The following is a 19,704-nucleotide window of genomic DNA, read 5'->3' on the forward strand; positions in this document are numbered from 1 at the left end:
GTTATGTCGCCCTTGTTTTATTAGCGTTAATTTGCCCGCATCAATTGGATGCGAGTTATTACACTTAATTAATATGTAAAGGTTATTCATGAGTAATATTCACGATCATAAGATTCTAATCCTCGATTTTGGTTCTCAGTACACTCAACTTATTGCGCGTCGTATCCGTGAAATTGGTGTGTATTGTGAGTTATGGGCGTGGGATGTGAGCGAAGCGCAAATTCGTGAGTTTGCCCCAAATGGTATTATTTTGGCTGGTGGCCCTGAAAGTGTCACTGCAGACAATTCACCACGTGCTCCAGAGTATGTGTTTAATGCTGGTGTGCCTGTATTGGGTATTTGTTACGGCATGCAAACCATGTCAGAACAGCTTGGTGGCAAAGTGATTCAAGGCGTGGGTGAAGGTGAGTTTGGTTACGCACAAATTGAATTACAAACCACATCTGCTTTGTTTAAAAGCATTGAAGATGCAGTAAGCGCAGAAGGCAAACCTTTGCTCGATGTGTGGATGAGCCACGGTGATAAAGTGTCTGCTATCCCTGACGGTTTTGTGACGGTAGCGAAAACGGCAACTTGTCCGTTTGCCGCTATGGCCAATGAAGAGAAAGGTTTTTACGGCGTACAGTTCCACCCTGAAGTGACTCACACTCGCCAAGGTCAGCGTATGCTAGAGCATTTCGCGTTAGACATTTGTGGCTGTAAAGCCAATTGGAAGCCATCATCAATTATTGAAGATGCTATTGAGCGTTTAAAAAAGCAAATTGGTGATGACGAAGTTATTCTGGGTTTATCTGGCGGGGTAGATTCATCGGTTGTGGCGATGCTATTACATCGGGCGATTGGCGATAAACTAACGTGTGTATTTGTTGATAACGGTTTACTGCGTTTGAACGAAGCCGAGCAAGTATTAGAAATGTTTGGCGATCATTTTGGACTCAATATTGTTCACGTTGATGCTGAAAACCGTTTCTTAGATGCAATGGCTGGCGAAGCAGAACCTGAAGCGAAGCGTAAAATCATTGGTCGTGTGTTTGTCGAAATTTTTGATGAAGAATCAAAAAAATGCGCGAATGCTAAATGGCTAGCCCAAGGCACTATTTATCCTGATGTGATTGAATCAGCGGGCAGTGCAACCGGTAAAGCACATGTGATTAAGTCGCACCACAATGTTGGCGGTTTACCTGCCGATATGAAGATGGGTTTAGTTGAACCACTACGTGAGTTATTTAAAGATGAAGTGCGTAAAATTGGTTTAGAGTTAGGCCTGCCTTACAACATGCTTTATCGTCATCCGTTCCCAGGACCAGGTTTAGGTGTTCGTGTACTTGGCGAAGTGAAAAAAGAATATTGTGATTTACTGCGAAGTGCAGACGCTATCTTTATTGAAGAGCTACACAAAGCTGATTTGTATAATAAAGTGAGCCAAGCCTTTACCGTTTTCTTACCCGTTCGTTCGGTAGGTGTAATGGGTGATGGTCGTAAGTATGATTGGGTTGTATCGCTACGTGCGGTAGAAACTATCGACTTTATGACCGCACATTGGGCACATTTGCCGTATGATTTCTTAGGCCGCGTTTCTAACCGTATTATCAATGAAGTCGATGGTATTTCTCGTGTGGTTTATGATATTTCAGGTAAGCCGCCTGCAACAATTGAATGGGAATAACGCTGTAGCGTGACACCTAGTTTGATTTAAAAAAGACGCTGCGGCGTCTTTTTTATTTGCTAGAATAGCCACGTATGACAATTACCTAGGTTTTATAGAGTGACAGATACCCCAAAAGCACACGTTTCCACCGATACTTGCCCACTTTCTAATGCGCACAATGATAAATCGAATCAGCTTCAGCGCGCCATTGATGAAAAGTGGATGCGTTTAGCGATGCAACTTGCCGAGCAAGCCGAGCTAAAAGGCGAAGTGCCTGTGGGTGCCGTATTGGTTAAAGACGATGTATTGATTGCTAGTGGTTGTAATTTAAGTATTGTAAATCACGACCCGACCGCTCACGCCGAGATGGAATGTATTCGTCAAGCCGGCAAGGTGTTAGAAAATTATCGTATGCTCGACACCACTTTATATGTCACGTTAGAGCCCTGCACTATGTGCGCGGGTGCCATGGTGCACAGCCGTATTACGCGGGTTGTGTATGGTGCGGATGATTTAAAAACTGGCGCGGCGGGTAGTGTGATTAATTTATTGCAACATCCTGTGTTTAATCATCAGCTTGAAGTGAGTTCAGGTGTGTTGGCAGCAGAATGTGGCGCGCAATTAAGTGCATTTTTTCAGCGACGTAGAGCAGAAAAAAAAGCACTCAAACAGTTAGCTAAAAAATAGACTGATTGAGTGACTTGTTTTTATGTGGTTAACGAAAGATTAATTTTCAGTTTGAACCAATAAAAAATGAGCTCGTTGACGATTTTGAATGCGGCTTTTATGTACTTTAAGCATGACACGACGACGTGACATGGTATTGCTTATAGCTCTTCTTCTCATACCGTGATCCCTTAATATTGGCTAACCTCACCGAGGTTACTGATAAACAACATACTTTAGCAGAATGCTTTCTAACGATAAATTCAGCACCATAGTACCTTATATTCGTGACGATTATCGGTCAGCTTTATGACGATAAACTCTCACGCATAATAATTATTGCGCCGATACGTGACTTTTGGCTGGCACTTCTTCTGCAATCACTTCAACTTGTTCTTTCTCTTCGATAATCTCCATTGTTTTGGTTTGATTATCGATCCAAACTAAGGTGTCGTAGTAACGACGAATACTGTCAACATAATGGACAGCTTCACTACCACGAGCATAACCATAGCGAGTTTGTTTATAATATTTAGATTGTTGCAGCAAAGGTAATACTTTTTTGACATCACGCCATGCGCTTGGATCCATTCCCATTGATTCTGTTAATCGGCGCGCATCTTCAACATGGCCTAAACCGATATTATAAGACGCCAGTGCGAACCAGATCCGTTGAGCTTCAGAAATGGTGTCTGGCAGTCTCTCCATCATGTCTTTTAAATAAAATGCGCCACCACGTATGCTTTGTTCTGCATCTAGACGATCATCTACACCGACGTAAGCTGCTGTAGGCTGGGTTAGCATCATCATACCTCTCACTCCAGTAGGTGAGCGAGCACTCGGATTCCAGTGTGATTCTTGATAACTGGCGGCCGCTAATTTACGCCAATCTAACTCTCCAGAATACTCCTCGAAAAAACTGCGATATTCGGGAAGAATATTATCAATTGCGCGGATAAAGGCACGAGTATCAACGTAATCAAAACGTTTTACGTGGCCAAAATACTTCTCGTTTAAATGCTCCAGCGTACCCGCACGCCTTTCTTTATGCCAAAAAGCCAACAACTTACTCATTAAACGATCGCTGTTATTCGGCGGTAATAGCCACACCACTTCGACTTTTTCTTCTAAAATCATTCCCGCGCGCAGTTCGGGTAAAAAGCGTTGATTGATCAATAAACTATTTGAATCTGAAATGGTGTAGTTCAGTTCACCGTTGGCTATTAGTGCAAACAGTTCTTCATTGTCTTTGTCGTTGACTTGATTCCACATCAACTCAGGATAGTCTTTTTGTAATTTGGTTAAGGTATTGACCGACGATGAGTTAGCCATGACGGTAATCTCACCCGACAGAGTGCTAATGTCTTTGGGTTCCGGAGTGCCTTCCTTATATACCAGTACTTGGTTGACTTTATATAATGTTGGTCCGAGCTTGAATTGTTGACTGCGGTTGGGGGTTTTAGCGATACCGGCCGCAATAATATCAATCTTGTTTTCTTTTAATGCCGCAAATAATTGCTTGCGATTGGTATACGGGATCATCTCTAAAGGGACGGCTAAATAGTCAGCAAAGCGCTGCGCCATTTCAAAATCGAATCCGCTTTCACCCTGTTCTGAATTCAGATAAATCTGTGGGCCATATAAGGTCCCTACCTTTAATACGGTACGCTTAGGTGCAGGAGCGGCAATATCAACATCTTGAATATCAACAGGTTGACAGGCGGATAGAATCCCGCAAAGTAAGATTATGAATAAGGTTTTGATCATATTTATTAATTGGTTATCTTAAGTTGTTTCGTTAATGTCACCAGAATGATGTGTAGAAACGAATGAAATACCGGTTGAATAGCCTTTAAATATGTAGGGGAGTTAGCTTATTTTTGGCTTACTTTATCAGGAGTTTTCCTAAACGCCTATAGTTGAGCAAATAAGCAGCATTTTGTGGTTGTTTTTTGTTAAAAGGTAAAGTGATTATGTTATTCACTTTAGCATTACTTGAGTGGGATATTTTCCCTATCAGGAAACACTGTTTTCACCGGTGCTTGAAGGTGATTTGTAGTGTGCAATTCCCTATAATAGCGCCAATTCTGATCCTCCTATATTATAAAGGTGAATAGACGTGATGGAAATCATTCGCGGAGCCCCAGCACTATCTGCATTTAGAGTTCAAAAACTCATGGAGGCTTGCGAAAACGCAGCGCTTCCTGTTTCTCAAATTTATGCTGAATATGTACATTTAGCCAGTTTGAGTGAACCACTAGATGATAATGAACGTCTACAGTTAGAAACTATTCTTACTTATGGCCCAGCTATTGAGTCTCATGCCCCACAAGGCACTTTACTGTTTGTTACTCCTCGTCCTGGCACTATTTCTCCTTGGTCTTCTAAAGCAACCGACATTGCTCATAACTGTGGTTTAGGCAAAGTTAGCCGTCTTGAACGTGGTATTGCTTATTATGTTGAAGCGTCAGTATTAACCGCAGAACAACAAAAACTACTGCAAGGGTTATTACATGACCGTATGGTCGAAGTGATGCTGCCAGCGTTTGAAGCTGCTGAAGTATTATTTGCTCGTACAGAACCGGCAAAATTTAGCAGTGTGAATATTCTTGCTGAAGGCCGCCGCGCATTAGAAGTGGCCAACATTAAGCTAGGCTTGGCCCTTGCCGATGATGAGATTGACTATTTAATTGAAAATTTTGTTCGTTTAAAGCGTAACCCTAACGACATCGAATTAATGATGTTTGCTCAAGCAAACTCGGAACATTGTCGCCACAAAATTTTCAATGCAGATTGGACAATCGATGGTGAAGTACAGCTAAAGTCATTGTTCAAAATGATTAAAAACACCTTTGAAGTGACACCTGATTACGTGTTATCAGCTTACAAAGATAATGCTGCGGTGATGACAGGTTCTGTTGCGGGACGTTTTTTCCCTGATCCCGATGGTATTTACAACTATCACACCGAGCCAATGCATATATTGATGAAAGTCGAAACGCACAATCATCCTACTGCAATTAGTCCATATCCTGGTGCGGCTACTGGCTCAGGTGGTGAAATTCGCGATGAGGGTGCTACTGGCCGAGGTTCTAAACCTAAAGCAGGTTTGTCTGGCTTTACTGTTTCTAACTTAAAAATTCCTGGTTTTGTACAACCATGGGAAGGGGATTACGGTAAGCCAGATCGTATTGTCACACCGTTAGAAATTATGCTCGAAGGCCCACTTGGCGGCGCAGCATTTAACAACGAATTTGGTCGTCCTGCCATTACCGGTTATTTCCGCACCTACGAGCAATTAGTCTCTAGCCATAATGGTGTTGAAGTACGCGGATATCATAAGCCGATTATGATTGCTGGTGGCTTAGGCAATATCCGTGAAGATCATGTTCAAAAAGGCGAAATTACCATTGGTGCTAAGCTCATTGTGCTTGGCGGACCGGCAATGAACATTGGCTTAGGCGGTGGTGCTGCATCTTCAATGGCATCTGGTCAATCTAGCGAAGATTTAGATTTTGCTTCTGTACAACGTGAAAACCCAGAAATGGAACGTCGTTGTCAGGAAGTTATCGATCGCTGTTGGCAATTAGGTGACACAAACCCAATTCAATTTATTCACGATGTGGGCGCAGGCGGATTATCTAATGCATTCCCTGAGTTAGTGAATGATGCTGATCGCGGCGGGGTATTCAATTTACGTAATGTTCCCTCAGACGAGCCAGGCATGAGCCCGCTTGAAATTTGGTGTAATGAATCACAAGAACGTTATGTATTATCGGTTGCACCAGAGAACTTGCAACAGTTTGCTGATATTTGTGCCCGTGAACGCGCGCCATTTGCCGTGGTTGGTGAAGCGACAGCAGAGATGCATTTAACGCTTGCCGACAGCCATTTTAACAACAAGCCGATTGATTTACCGCTTGAAGTTTTATTGGGTAAAGCGCCTAAGATGAGCCGTGATGTGGTAACTGCCAAAGCAGTATCGCCAGCGTTAGATCAAACTAAAATTGAGCTAAAAGATGCTGTTAAGCGCATTTTAACCTTGCCAACAGTGGCAGACAAAACCTTCCTTATCACCATTGGTGATCGCTCCGTTACTGGTTTAGTGAATCGCGATCAAATGGTGGGTCCATGGCAGGTTCCAGTTGCCGACTGCGCAGTAACCGCATCAAGTTATGACAGTTACTGCGGTGAAGCGATGTCGATGGGTGAGCGTACTCCGTTAGCCTTACTCGACTTTGACGCCTCAGCCCGCATGGCGGTTGCCGAATCGATTATGAACATTGCTGGTACTGACATTGGCTCGTTCAAGCGTATTAAGCTTTCTGCTAACTGGATGTCTCCAGCGGGTCACCCTGGTGAAGATGCGGGTTTATACCAAGCCGTTAAAGCGATTGGTGAAGACCTTTGTCCTGAACTTGGTATAACAATTCCTGTTGGCAAAGACTCCATGTCGATGAAAACCGCATGGGAAGATAACGGCACTCAGAAAACCGTCACATCGCCTATGTCGTTAGTCATCACTGCCTTTGGTGTAGTACAAGACATTCGTAAAACGGTAACGCCACAGCTTCGCAGTGATAAAGGTGATAGTGCTTTATTAATGCTGGACCTAAGCAATGGCCAAAACCGTTTAGGCGGTTCTTGTTTAGCGCAGGTTTACAGTGAGTTAGGTGACATTGCACCAACATTGGATAAAACCGCTAACTTAGCTGGCTTTTTTGAAGTGATGCAGCAACTCGTAGCCGATCAAGCGGTTATGGCTTATCACGATCGTAGTGATGGCGGTTTATTTACCACTCTCGTGGAAATGGCTTTTGCTGGTAATACCGGGTTAACAATTGATTTAGCCAGCTTGAGTGGTACTGATTTAGAACGTTTATTTAACGAAGAAATTGGTGCTGTAATTCAAGTCAGTGCTATTGATGCTAAAGCCATTGCCGCGCAATTTGAAGCTAAAGGCGTAACGTGTCATCACATCGGTGGTTTGCAAACGGCTGACAAAATTAGCATTAATGACGGCGAGCGAGTCATATTTGCTGACAGCCGTACTGCACTGCGTACCTTATGGTCAGAAACAACCTATCGCATGCAAGCGCTACGTGACAATCCGGAATGTGCGCGTGAAGAATATGAGCTTAAACAACAAGCTGATGCGCCAGGTTTAACGGTTAAATTAGGCTTTAATCCAAGTGAAGATGTCGCCGCACCTTATATCCTTAAAGGTGTCGCACCTAAAATGGCTATTTTACGTGAGCAAGGCGTTAACTCTCATGTTGAAATGGCAGCCGCTTTTGACCGTGCCGGTTTTGAAAGTCGCGACGTGCACATGTCGGACATTTTATCTGGTCGAATTAGTTTAGAAGAATTCCAAGGCCTAGTGGCATGTGGCGGCTTCTCTTACGGTGACGTGTTAGGCGCTGGTGAAGGTTGGGCTAAATCGATTTTGTTTAATGATCGTGCTCGCGACGAGTTTAGCCGTTTCTTCGAACGTGATTCAAGCATCGCCCTTGGCGTGTGTAATGGTTGTCAGATGTTATCTAACCTGAAAGAAATTATTCCAGGAAGTGAGCATTGGCCACGTTTTGTGCGTAACCGTTCTGAGCGTTTTGAAGCTCGATTCAGTTTGGTTGAAGTGCAACAAAATCCATCGGTATTTTTTGAAGGCATGGTCGGTTCTCGTATGCCTATCGCAGTATCGCATGGTGAAGGCTTAGTTGAATTTGCCAATGCTCAAGCGTTAGCAAATGCAGAAGCATCGGGCACTATTGCACTGCGCTATGTTGATGGTCATGGTCAAATTGCGACCCAGTACCCAGAAAACCCAAATGGTTCTGCTAATGGCTTAACTGGTATCTGTACCACTGATGGTCGCGTAACAATTATGATGCCGCATCCTGAGCGTGTATTCAGAACCGTTGCCAATTCATGGCATCCAGATAATTGGGGTGAAGATAGCCCATGGATGCGTATGTTCCGTAATGCACGAGTGAAGATTGGTTAATAGCAAATCATGCACTTAGTTTAGCAAAATCACTTGATTTAGTTAAATTACTTAATGTAACTAAAGCGAAAGGCGACTCCGTTGAGTCGCCTTTTTTATTGGTTTCAATTTGTTTACCGCAACTGACTTTATGTTGTGGTGAAAAAGAAAAACCCCATAGGTTTACTCTATGGGGTTTTCTGATTCGTTATCATTGGATAATAACGATTACCGCTTAATATGATCTCTGCGCTAACAAAAACATCCACTAAACACGGTATAAATAAAAAAGTGTGCTCGCTTATTTCACTTCTTTAGCAGTAAACATTTCAGTAAAAACACGTATGTATAGGTTGGCAACATGTTCGAATAATTGAGTCATAGCACATTCTCTCTAGGTTAGGTCACTGGAATTAAGACAACGACTGATTGCACAACTCGTGTTCGTGTTCTTAACTGTGCGCAAATTATACAATTGAACTAATGTGCATTCAAACGAGAAAAAATGATGTTTGACATTAGTTTATTTAATGATTGAATGTTTTGTTTTAAGATAATTAATAGTTATGATTTTTTATGTTATTGAAAAATGACAATTTATTTCTTTTTACTTCAAATGTAAATTATAGAAATATTTATCTAATATTAATTTTTTGTGTATTTTGCTACTTTATATTAACAATCTGTGTGAGTTGAGCTTTTTATCTAAAATTAGGTCAGCTTGCTGTTTATGCCTAGCAATTATGCGTTTTTTGTCAATACCTCAAGAGGGTTGCAAATTCGTGTTCAAATGTTATCACTCTGAATATCGCAAGTTCATTTATGATTGTGATCAACCTGACAGCTAATATCTGCTGAAATAATCGACATGCTTTACGCTAATGGGCTGATTATCTGTAATAAAACATTCTCCATGCACCAAATCTAATGCTGGTCACATAATTGACTAAAAAATATGATCTACAAAGTGAATATGCCGTAAGATATAGGGCGTTTAGGATTGGGCTTGAAAACATAGGCAAACAGGTTAATTTATCATTTTTCACTCTTTGGTGAGTTGTCCACTGCTTCAATATGACCGTTTTCAGGTATAACATCATCATTATGGCAACGGTATGTTGCTGTGTCGTATTTGGTTGTACTGAAGTAAGGAGTCGCCAATGATTATCGAAGAGGTCGTTGAGCTATCGCGTTTTCAATTTGCGCTGACAGCCATGTATCATTTTTTATTTGTTCCACTCACCCTAGGTTTAGCCTTTATTCTTGCGATTATGGAATCACTGTATGTGATGACCAATAAGCAAGTTTATAAAGACATGACTAAATTTTGGGGTAAGTTGTTTGGGATAAACTTTGCCTTAGGCGTGACAACGGGTTTAGCGATGGAGTTCCAGTTTGGTACTAACTGGTCCTACTATTCTCATTACGTAGGTGACATTTTTGGTGCGCCCCTGGCGATTGAAGGCTTAATGGCATTCTTCCTTGAGTCTACGTTAGTCGGGATGTTCTTTTTTGGTTGGGATCGTTTCAGTAAGCGCCAACATTTAGCAGTTACATGGCTCGTTGCCCTTGGCTCTAATATGTCAGCTTTATGGATTTTGATCGCCAATGGTTGGATGCAAAACCCAGTGGGTTCTGTGTTTAACTATGAAACCATGCGTATGGAAATGACCAATTTTGCCGAAGTGGTATTTAATCCCGTTGCGCAAGTTAAGTTTGTTCATACCGTCGCCTCTGGTTATGTTGCTGGTGCGATGTTTGTATTAGCTATTAGCTCATACTACATATTGAAAGGCCGAGATTTACCTTTTGCTCGTCGCTCATTTGCTATTGCAGCAAGTTTTGGTATGGCATCTATTTTATCGGTCATCGTGTTAGGCGATGAATCAGGTTATGAAGTAGGTGAAGTCCAACGTGTTAAATTAGCCGCAATTGAAGCTGAATGGCACACAGAGCCAGCACCAGCAGCCTTTACGGCATTTGGTTTCCCTAACCAAGAAACTATGCACACGGATTACGCCGTTAAGATCCCATATGCGATGGGCATTATTGCGACACGTTCTTTAGATGGAGAAGTGACCGGTATTAAGGATCTTATTAAAGATCACGAAGTACGAATTCGTAACGGTATGGTTGCATATGCATTACTGGAAAAATTACGTGCTGGTGATAAATCGGTTGAAGTTAGAGAGCAATTTGAAGCAACCAAAATCGACCTGGGTTATGGTTTCTTGCTTAAGCGTTATACCGACAAAGTGGTTGATGCGACTGAAGAGCAAATTATTGCAGCGTCTTATGACTCAATTCCTACTGTAGCCCCTATGTTCTGGAGTTTCCGCTTAATGGTTGGCTCTGGGGTGATAATGCTATTGGTGTTTGCTGCGGCCTTCTGGCAAAGCACTCGTCATCAAATCGCCGAGAAAAAGTGGGTACTTCGTGCTGCCCTTTACAGTTTGCCACTTCCATGGGTAGCCATTGAAGCTGGTTGGTTTGTGTCAGAGTTTGGTCGCCAACCTTGGACCATTTCTGAAGTGCTGCCAACATTCATGTCGGCGTCTAGTTTAACGACGGCGGATCTTTGGTTCAGTATTATTTCGATTACGGTGTTCTATACCATCCTGTTGGTGATAGAAGCTTACTTGATGTATAAGTTTGCTCGTCTTGGTCCAAGCAGCTTAAAGACCGGTCGTTATCATTTCGAAAACCAAGATGCTTAATCTGAGGACCTGATTATGTTTGATTATGAAGTATTAAGATTTATTTGGTGGGCGTTAATCGGCGTGCTGTTTATTGGTTTCACCGTGACAGATGGCTTTGATATGGGCGTAGGTATATTGTTACCCGTTATTGGTAAAGATGATACTGAACGCCGTATTATGATTAACACTATCGCACCACATTGGGACGGTAACCAAGTATGGCTAGTGACGGCTGGTGGCGCGTTATTTGCTGCTTGGCCTATGGTCTACGCGGTATCGTTTTCAGGCTTTTATGTGGCAATGATGCTAGTGCTATTTGCATTGTTTTTACGTCCAGTCGGTTTTGATTATCGCTCTAAAATTGAAGACCCAAGATGGCGTAAGTCATGGGATAGAGCATTATTTGTCGGCAGTTTTGTGCCACCGTTAATCATTGGTGTGGCATTTGGTAACCTGCTTCAAGGCGTACCATTTAACTTTGATGAATATCTACGTGCTACTTATCATGGCGGTCTGTTGGGTTTATTGAATCCGTTTGGTTTATTAGTCGGTCTTGTGAGTGTCACTATGGTGATAATGCAAGGTTCTACATGGTTACAAATGAAGACCGACGGAGAGCTGCGGGTTAGAAGTGCTAAAGTATCGCAAGTTTGTGGTGGTTTATTAGTGGTTCTATTTGGTGCAGCTGGTGTTTGGCTTGTAAACGGTATTGATGGTTATGTTATTACCTCAGCCCTTGACCTTGCTGGTCCGTCAAATCCAACCACTAAGACTGTAGCGGTTGAAGCGGGCGCTTGGTTAACTAACTATGATAAATATCCTCTTACCATGCTATTCCCGGTATTAGGGTTATTAATGCCAATATTAGTGATTTTTGCCAGTCGATTAAATCGTAGTGGATTTGCGTTCTTTTTCAGTTCGCTAGCGGTTGCTTGTGTCATTTTGACCTGTGGAGCAGCAATGTTCCCATTTGTTATGCCTTCATCATTAGAACCTAATGTCAGCTTAACAATGTGGGATGCTACAGCCAGTCAAATGTCACTTAAAGTGATGACAGTTGCCGCTATTATCTTCGTACCCACAGTATTAAGTTACACCATTTGGACTTACTACAAGATGTACGGCCGCTTAAATCGTGAGTTTGTTGAAAACAACAAAAGCTCACTTTACTAAATTAAGGAGCAACGTCTATGTGGTATTTTGCGTGGATTTTAGGGGTATTGTTAGCGTGTTCATTCGGTATCATCAACGCGTTATGGCTTGAGAATACTGAAAATATGGATCGTAACAACGAACTATAAACGTTATATCGTTTGATATGAAAAAACCGCTTTAGTAATAAAGCGGTTTTTTATTTGCTATTCATCTTGTTTACAAAACTAAAACCGACCGGTTTTAACTTATGACTCAAACTAGCACTCATTATCTCGTTACTTAGTGGCTGTTAACAAAGCCAATTTTATGTTCAATTGCCGCCTTTTAAAAAGTCCCCCCAATATGTAATAAACACGCCGCTGCTAAGTAAGATTTTTATTTAAAGATACAAGAAAATACAGCTCAATTCCGAAGTGTTAACAGAAATATTGTCTATAATTAATTAACCTTAGTTGTCTGTTTTTTAAACATGGCAATTTGTTAATAATGCACTTAACGGGAGACATATAATGAGCAGTTGGATTTTAGTCGCGGATAGCGCATATGCACGTCTATTTTACGCAGAAACAGCAAAATCTACGTTAATTGAGATTAAGAGCATGATCCATCCCGAAGCACGGCAACATGAACAGAAACTAACCTCAGATCTACCAGGCCGTCAGGCTGGAGGTGCCATCAATAGTCACCATTCTGTTGGGGGGAAAACTGAGCCTAAAAAGAATGAGGCTGTCGAATTTGCTCGGGAGATCTGTCGATACCTTGAGGCTGAATATAATGCACACAAATTTAGCCAGTTGATTGTTGTGGCTGCTCCTCATTTTCTTGGTAACTTACGCAAAGAAATGAGCAGTAACGTTGCTAAAGTTGTTACGCTGGAAATAGACAAAGATATTGTAAAGCAGGACATCGACTCGATTAGAGGTCTGTTGCCAATTATCTTGCCTAGCTTAGCCACATAAGCTGAAATCTAGATAATTAGGTTCGTTTAATAAGCTGCCATCATCCTTACTCATATGTCGGCAGCTTAATGGGGTATTTTTGTTTTTTGTCGTAAGCTACTGTCGTGAAATAACATTAAACATAAATTTGTTTTACCCAAGTCTCAAACCTTCGTTGTGACAATTATTGTCGCTCAATTTAGCGATTAGGATAATTAACCAGCACTCAATAGATGGAGTACTGGTCTGCTAAAATATCACTCAGTTAAACCACGTTAAATACACCTATTTGTTGTTTAATACTGTGCGCAAGTTTAGTTAATTGCTCTGAATCACTCACCGCTTTTGTTGCCCGTTCATCACTATTTTGTGCAAGTGTAGAAATAGTATGTAAGCTGCGTGACACTTCATCTGCCACTGTACTTTGCTGTTTGGTGGCACTGGCTATACTAGACGAAAATATAGCCATTTCGCCGATATTATGATTAATCAGCGTGAGTTGATTATTAACTGTATCAGCTTGTACCGCTGAGGACTCTCCCAGTTGCTGACACTGGATCATCTGTGTGGCTGTGTGTTCTACTTGCTGTTGTAATTTGTTAATAGTCGCACCTATCTCACTAATTGAACGTTGTGTTCTTTGTGCTAATGAGCGAACTTCATCAGCAACAACAGCAAAACCACGACCTTGGTCTCCCGCTCTAGCTGCTTCAATCGCGGCATTTAAGGCGAGTAAATTAGTTTGATCTGCAATGCCATTAATGACTTCTGTAACCTGACTGATTGCTTGACTTTCATTGTTGACACTTTCAATATTTTTTTGACTTTGAATAAGTTGTTCACGCAAGGATTGTAGTTCTGTAACCGCCTGAGTTAACTGTGTATGTCCTTGATTTGATGCGCTATCAATTTCTTGCGCCTGCTGGGCAACTTGACTCGAATTCTGTGCGACATCTTTAATAGATGAAGACATTTCTTCGATAGCTGTCGCAATTTGTTCTGTTTGGTTTAACAGTGACTTTGCTTCAGTACCGTTCAATTTCGATGTTTGCTGGCTAAGAATTGCTTGGTTTTCTAAGCTGATGACAGACTGTTTTAAGGACTCAATTAATCCAGCTAAATTTGCAGCCGTTTGGGTCACACTTATCGTGATGTGGTCAACTTCATTGTGACTGTCTTGAGGGCATTGAACGAAAGTTTGTGAAAGATCCCCTTGGCCTAATTTAGCTATTTGCCTCTGTAGGTTCTTTAAAGGCTTAATTGCACGATTAATTACATTAAAGAGTAAAACGGAAATAATCACCACGCCTAGCAATGCCAATATGGCGTTAATTTTTAACATTCCTAAGCTTTCATCACTTAATTCCTTTTCAGGAACGAACCCGACCAAAGTCCAATTCCAACCGGGAATATATACGGAATAAGAAAACATTTCTTGATCAGACAAGGAGCTGTAAACCCAACTCCCTTTATCTGTGAGTGCTTGTTCAAGCGATAGGCCATTAAGCAATGTTTCATTGTATGGTTCTTCTGATGTTAACTCACGATGAGAGATAATCTGTTTATCAGAGTTTCGGATGATGACATACGAACCTGATTCTTCAAGAGTCAGTTGTTTAAGTGATTTTTGGATTTGTGCAACAGATTGGGTGATATCAAAACCGATAAAAAGAATAGCGATAACTTTGCCTCCGGGAGCTTTTACCGGCCGATAAATTGTCATGTAGTCTTTACCAAAAAGCTTGGCGTAGCCTTCATACTCTTCGCCTTTAACTAAACGCTGATAACCGGGATGTTTAATTCCTAAATAGGTCCCTAATGCACGATTACCATCAGCTTTTTTAAGTGATGTTGATACACGAACAAAATCATCATTATCGCGAGCAAATATCGTAGCGACTCCGCCTGTAAGCTCCGAAAAGTGATCTACGTTATTGTTTGAGTTATTAATTTGCTCATTATCATGGACTAGTACTGGGGTCTTAATTCCTAACACCTTAACGGTGCGATCCTCTATCAAGAATTGTCCTGGATATAAGGTACGCAAAACATCGGCGTTTCGTTTGGCTAAGTCCAACATACTGTTGTACTGCAGTTCAATTAAATGAGTATTACTGTGCATTTGTGATTTAATCGCTTGAATTGCTTTGTCATGCAATACTGTGGATGCCGATTGATAGGAAAACCAAGACATAGCGGTAAAGATTATGATTGATGACAATATGGCAAGTGAGCCTATTTGTTTTGCTATAGGCCAGTTTTTATAATTCATATGTACTGTTCCATAATTATTGTGAAAATTAATTTTGAATAGGTAGGTATACGAATTTAAATGTACATCTAAAGACTACTAATTATCCGTTATTTAGTACGAAAGTGTGACGAGGAAAGATATAATTTCTGATGAAATTTACATCATTACGCGACTGAGTGTTTAACATCTTTACCTTTAGGCTTCATCAATAAGGTATACATTACCGGCACCCAAATCAGTGACAACATGGTGGCTAACAGCGTACCACCGGCAATAGCGATAGCAAAGGGCGGCCAAAAGCCGCCACCGGCGATAATTAGAGGTAAAAAGCCACCGATGGTGGTGATAGTGGTTGAGCCAATATGACGACCGCAACTGCTCACTGTACTAATGATTAGTGCTAAATTACCATCGCGCGCCTCGGGGATATCCTCAAGTTCAGCCAAAATAACAATGGCAGCATTAATGGCTAAACCCATTAACCCCAATAAACCGATGATGACGGTAAACCCAAACGGATAGCCAAATACATACACAGATAACAAGCCTAAACCTGCCGATTGAAAAGCACTCAGTAAAATGATTGCTGTTAATCTAAACGAGTTAAACGACAACACTACCGTCGCTAATAATAAAGTGACGACAAGTACAATATTTGACAATAAATTACCTACCGCTTCATTACGCTTTGCGCTTTCGCCGCCTATTTCGAGGTGGTATCCCGCAGGAATAGACAAATTAGCAATAGCATCTTTAACCTCGTTAAGCACTTGTGCAGGCAATACTCCACTGGTGATATAAGCCTCAATGGTATTGACGCGCTCACCATTTCTTCGGGGGATTGCGCCGCGACTGACATTGATTTCGTTATAAGACAATGCCGATAGTGGAATCCCGGAGCCTGAAGCTGAAACTAGATTGATCTCGGCTAAACGTGTGGCTTGTTCGCGGCTGTTGTCACCTAAACGCACACGAATTGGCAGTGATTCCGTTTGCTCTAAAATGCTGCCACCAATAATACCGGTAGTCGCCATTTGAATTTGATTGGCAATGTCGCTCAAACTTAGGCCGCTCATTAAGCTGGCGTCTTCATTCACCTGTAACCACACTTTTGGCGCGCCTGAACTGAGGGTTGCACGAGTGTGAATAACATCAGGTGTGGCGGCTAAAATTCCGCGTACTTGTTCGCCCAATGTTTTCAGGGTATCAAGATTAGGGCCATAAATACGCAGCTCAACCGGAGCGTTAAAGGGAGGCCCTTGTTCCAGTTTTCGCACTAAAATTTGTGCTTGTGGAAATTGGGCATCAAACTCTTTTTGTAATTGTAAAATCAACCGATTGGCGGCGACATAATCAGTCACTTTAATCATCGCTTGGGCGTAATTGGTTGCCCCTTGTTGCCGTTGAGTTAAGTTGTAATAGAAAGAGGGCGTATTACCGCCAACAACCCATGTGGCAGCGACAATATCGTCAATCTGTTGCAGCTTATTATCAATCAGTTTGACCTGCTCTAGAGTGTTATCGATACTGACATGAGGGGCTAGGTAGACTTCAATTTGGAACATATCGCGGTCAGACGGAGGGAAAAATTGTTCAGTCATTTTGCCCGCAGCAAAAAAGCCTGCAATCGGTAATATTCCAATTACGATGGCGGTCAATATTGGCCTAGATAACGCAAACTGTAAACTGGCGGTAAATGCTTGGCTAATTCTTGGAAATGCCATCCCTTGCTGATACCAAGTCGTTGGTTTTTCACTGCGACTGAATCGACCCGCCAGGCCAGCAATGATGGTATGAGAAATAATATATGAGCCGAGTAAGGCAAACATGACCGAAATGGCAATGCCACCAACAAACTCACCTGCAGAGCCCGGCATTAACACAATAGGTGCAAAGGCTAGCATGGTGGTAATGGTCGACCCCGCAAGGGGTAGCCATAAATGGTGTAAGGTTTTTGATACCGCTTCCAGTTTGCTCATACCTTGTTGACGACGTTGCGCAATGGCATCAACAATCACAATCGCATTATCGACCATAATACCTAGCGCAACCACTAAACCTGTTACCGACATTTGGTGGATCGGTAGGCCAGTATATTTCATGCAGGTGAGGGTAAATAATGCGGTTAATGGTAATGATATTGCCACAATCACTGCATTGCGCAGTCCTAATGTCAGCATCAGAACCACTAAAATAATCACAAATCCTTGTAACAGATTAATCACCAAGTCGCCTAATCGGTCACTGGTATAGCTTTGTTGGTCGAATAACCATTGCACCTTAATATTGGCCGGTAAATTAGCTGAAAAATCATCTATGGCGCTGCTTACATGTTGTTGCCACACATCGACTCGATTATTATTGAGCATGCGCGCAGACACCAAAACACCTTGCTGACTGTCGATTAAGGCGATACTCGATGCCGGAGTCTTAGCTTGGCGACTAATATTGGCCACATCCCCCAAGCGAATAATTTGACCATAGTCGTCTACTTTTAACGGCACTTGGCGGATACGATTTTGCGAATCTAACTCGCCAGATACTTCAACTAAGGCTCTAAATTGGCTGTTATTAACTTCACCGGCTGAAATTTTACTGTCGGCATTATTTAAAATAGCGGCAATACTGGCGGGAGTTAAATGCAATTGGCTGATTTTATTACCATCTAACTCAACTAAAATCTCTTCTTGTGGTGCGCCATATAGTTTAACAAAATCAGTACCGCTGAGCAGCCTTAGGCGGCTTTGTAATTCTTTAGCATAACGATTAAGAATATCGGCTCTTACAGGGCTATTATCTGCCCAAACAAGCCCTAAAATGGCTGTGTTGGCATAACCTAGTTGATCATCTAACACACTGTTTTGTGCTTCTATTGGCAACAAGGATTTACTGTCGGCGATGAGATCTCGAGCGCGTGACCACACAGGAGCCGTCTCTGTGACTGTGTCTTTTAACTCTAACTGGATAACCGAAATCCCTGGGCGAGAAGTCGACTGGACTAGCTTTAAATCTTCTAAGCGGCGTAATTGATTCTCTAACACTTCAGTCACGAGAGCTTCAACCCGCTCTGCAGATGCACCAGGGTATTGAGTGATAACAGACGAAAATCGGTTAGTAATATGTGGATCTTCAGTGCGGGGTAGGCTTGAAATAGCACCTAATCCCGCAACAATTAATAATGCGATAAATAAACTGGTTAGGCGGCCATTTTCTAAAAATGCTTTAATCATAATGCCCCCATTTTCTCTGATTGAGCGAGAGTGACCTTCTGATTAACCACCAATTTATGTAATCCTTTTGACACAATTAAATCGCTTGGTTTTATGGCGCCTTGAATATACGCTTGTTGCTCATTGGTATAGATAATCTCTACATCGCGACGTTCAATGGTATAAAAACCTTGCTCAGCCTCAACTAAGGCCAACACGTTCCATAATCCGCGCACACCATCGGTTAATGCTGACATAGGCACCCAATAACCAGGTGCTAGTACGTCTTGTTGATACGCCAAATAAGCTATTTCGCCATTAATCACTCTGGCTGAGTCAGGCAAATGAATACGCAACTGAACCGTACGACTAACGGTATTGATCTCGGCACTAATACCGGCAATTTTAGCGGTAAAGGTTTGTTTACCTACACGGACATCTACCATCTGCTCGGCGGTTAACTGCTGTGCGATGTCTATGGGTACACCTATGTAAGCCAAAGGCTGACTGTTACCGACTAAGGTGAAAACCGGACTGCCTAGCGCAATCACTTCACCGACATTATGAAAACGTTGACTGATTTTTCCATTGAATGGGGCCAGTAAAGTTGATTTTTCAATTTTCAAATTGGTCGCACTTAAGCTGGCTTCTATACGCTTTTGGTTAGCTTGTAAGCTGATAACTTGTTGTTGGGTTTCATCGAGTTGCTGTTCAGACACATAGTTTTGTTGTTTCAATTTTTGAGTACGGACTAAGGTGCTTTTTGCTAAATCTATATCCGCTTGAGTTTGTAATAAACTGGCTTGTAATTGCTGCTTTTCTGCAGTTAATAAATCGGTATCCAGCTGCGCTAATATTTGCCCTTTACTCACCGTATCGCCACTATCAACCAGGATATTATTGAGTTTACCCGCAAGCTCAAAACCAATTCCGGTGGTATTGGCTGAGCGAATCGTACCCGTATAAGTTTGCATGTGCTGATAACGGTCGCTTAACGATAAAGGTTGTGACAATACCGTTTGATACTCAGTTGTTTGTGAATGCTCTTTTACCTCAGAGCCACAACCGCCTAATGCGATTAAGCTTAAACCTAGCGCCCAGTATCGAATGATTGGGGTGAATGTCTTTGACGCGTACATAAGTTTATTCCTT

At 42.0% G+C, this 19,704-nt stretch carries 11 protein-coding genes; 7 read left to right on the forward strand and 4 right to left on the reverse strand.

Annotation, left to right across the window (positions count from 1 at the left end; translation table 11 throughout):
* The first annotated feature begins 88 nt into the window (after positions 1 to 88).
* A complete protein-coding gene (gene guaA / locus SFRI_RS05870; RefSeq protein WP_011636612.1) occupies positions 89 to 1,666 on the forward strand; it encodes a glutamine-hydrolyzing GMP synthase in 1,578 nt (525 codons plus the stop codon).
* 189 nt (positions 1,667 to 1,855) lie between these two features.
* Complete coding sequence (tadA, locus tag SFRI_RS05875; protein ID WP_086019793.1) at positions 1,856 to 2,335, forward strand: tRNA adenosine(34) deaminase TadA; 480 nt, start codon at positions 1,856 to 1,858, stop codon at positions 2,333 to 2,335.
* A 315-nt stretch (positions 2,336 to 2,650) separates the two neighbouring features.
* On the opposite strand, the gene mltF is transcribed toward tadA, so the two are convergent.
* Complete coding sequence (mltF, locus tag SFRI_RS05880) at positions 2,651 to 4,081, reverse strand: membrane-bound lytic murein transglycosylase MltF (RefSeq protein WP_011636614.1); 1,431 nt, start codon at positions 4,079 to 4,081, stop codon at positions 2,651 to 2,653.
* A 355-nt stretch (positions 4,082 to 4,436) separates the two neighbouring features.
* On the opposite strand from mltF, the gene purL reads away from it, so the two are divergent.
* The 5 genes from purL (at position 4,437) to SFRI_RS05905 (ending at position 13,110) form a co-directional block, all read left to right on the forward strand.
* Entirely contained in the window at positions 4,437 to 8,318 is a 3,882-nt protein-coding gene (gene purL / locus SFRI_RS05885) for a phosphoribosylformylglycinamidine synthase (protein WP_011636615.1), read from the forward strand.
* 1,139 nt (positions 8,319 to 9,457) lie between these two features.
* Positions 9,458 to 11,014 (forward strand): cytochrome ubiquinol oxidase subunit I, encoded by a 1,557-nt coding sequence (locus tag SFRI_RS05890; protein ID WP_011636616.1) that lies wholly within the window; start codon positions 9,458 to 9,460, stop codon positions 11,012 to 11,014.
* A 15-nt stretch (positions 11,015 to 11,029) separates the two neighbouring features.
* Entirely contained in the window at positions 11,030 to 12,169 is a 1,140-nt protein-coding gene (gene cydB / locus SFRI_RS05895) for a cytochrome d ubiquinol oxidase subunit II (protein WP_011636617.1), read from the forward strand.
* A gap of 17 nt (positions 12,170 to 12,186) precedes the next feature.
* Complete coding sequence (gene cydX / locus SFRI_RS21220; protein WP_011636618.1) at positions 12,187 to 12,297, forward strand: cytochrome bd-I oxidase subunit CydX; 111 nt, start codon at positions 12,187 to 12,189, stop codon at positions 12,295 to 12,297.
* Between the two features lie 363 nt (positions 12,298 to 12,660).
* A complete protein-coding gene (locus SFRI_RS05905) occupies positions 12,661 to 13,110 on the forward strand; it encodes a host attachment protein (RefSeq protein ID WP_011636619.1) in 450 nt (149 codons plus the stop codon).
* A gap of 244 nt (positions 13,111 to 13,354) precedes the next feature.
* On the opposite strand, the gene SFRI_RS05910 is transcribed toward SFRI_RS05905, so the two are convergent.
* The 3 genes from SFRI_RS05910 to SFRI_RS05920 form a co-directional block, all read right to left on the reverse strand.
* Positions 13,355 to 15,361 (reverse strand): methyl-accepting chemotaxis protein, encoded by a 2,007-nt coding sequence (locus SFRI_RS05910; RefSeq protein WP_011636620.1) that lies wholly within the window; start codon positions 15,359 to 15,361, stop codon positions 13,355 to 13,357.
* 146 nt (positions 15,362 to 15,507) lie between these two features.
* A complete protein-coding gene (locus tag SFRI_RS05915; protein WP_011636621.1) occupies positions 15,508 to 18,573 on the reverse strand; it encodes an efflux RND transporter permease subunit in 3,066 nt (1,021 codons plus the stop codon).
* Complete coding sequence (locus tag SFRI_RS05920) at positions 18,570 to 19,691, reverse strand: efflux RND transporter periplasmic adaptor subunit (RefSeq protein WP_011636622.1); 1,122 nt, start codon at positions 19,689 to 19,691, stop codon at positions 18,570 to 18,572. Before SFRI_RS05920 ends, SFRI_RS05915 begins: the two co-directional genes overlap by 4 nt.
* Positions 19,692 to 19,704: the final 13 nt, after the last annotated feature.

The organism is Shewanella frigidimarina NCIMB 400, from assembly GCF_000014705.1.
GTDB classification, from domain to species: Bacteria; Pseudomonadota; Gammaproteobacteria; order Enterobacterales; family Shewanellaceae; genus Shewanella; species Shewanella frigidimarina.

What these genes read in the sequence shown, in the direction of transcription:
- guaA (WP_011636612.1), top strand. Translation starts at nt 89, where the DNA reads ATGAGTAATATTCACGATCATAAGATTCTAATCCTCGATTTTGGTTCT.
- SFRI_RS05920 (WP_011636622.1), bottom strand. Translation starts at nt 19,691, where the DNA reads ATGTACGCGTCAAAGACATTCACCCCAATCATTCGATACTGGGCGCTA.
- SFRI_RS05890 (WP_011636616.1), top strand. Translation starts at nt 9,458, where the DNA reads ATGATTATCGAAGAGGTCGTTGAGCTATCGCGTTTTCAATTTGCGCTG.
- purL (WP_011636615.1), top strand. Translation starts at nt 4,437, where the DNA reads ATGGAAATCATTCGCGGAGCCCCAGCACTATCTGCATTTAGAGTTCAA.
- cydB (WP_011636617.1), top strand. Translation starts at nt 11,030, where the DNA reads ATGTTTGATTATGAAGTATTAAGATTTATTTGGTGGGCGTTAATCGGC.
- SFRI_RS05905 (WP_011636619.1), top strand. Translation starts at nt 12,661, where the DNA reads ATGAGCAGTTGGATTTTAGTCGCGGATAGCGCATATGCACGTCTATTT.
- SFRI_RS05915 (WP_011636621.1), bottom strand. Translation starts at nt 18,573, where the DNA reads ATGATTAAAGCATTTTTAGAAAATGGCCGCCTAACCAGTTTATTTATC.
- mltF (WP_011636614.1), bottom strand. Translation starts at nt 4,081, where the DNA reads ATGATCAAAACCTTATTCATAATCTTACTTTGCGGGATTCTATCCGCC.
- SFRI_RS05910 (WP_011636620.1), bottom strand. Translation starts at nt 15,361, where the DNA reads ATGAATTATAAAAACTGGCCTATAGCAAAACAAATAGGCTCACTTGCC.
- cydX (WP_011636618.1), top strand. Translation starts at nt 12,187, where the DNA reads ATGTGGTATTTTGCGTGGATTTTAGGGGTATTGTTAGCGTGTTCATTC.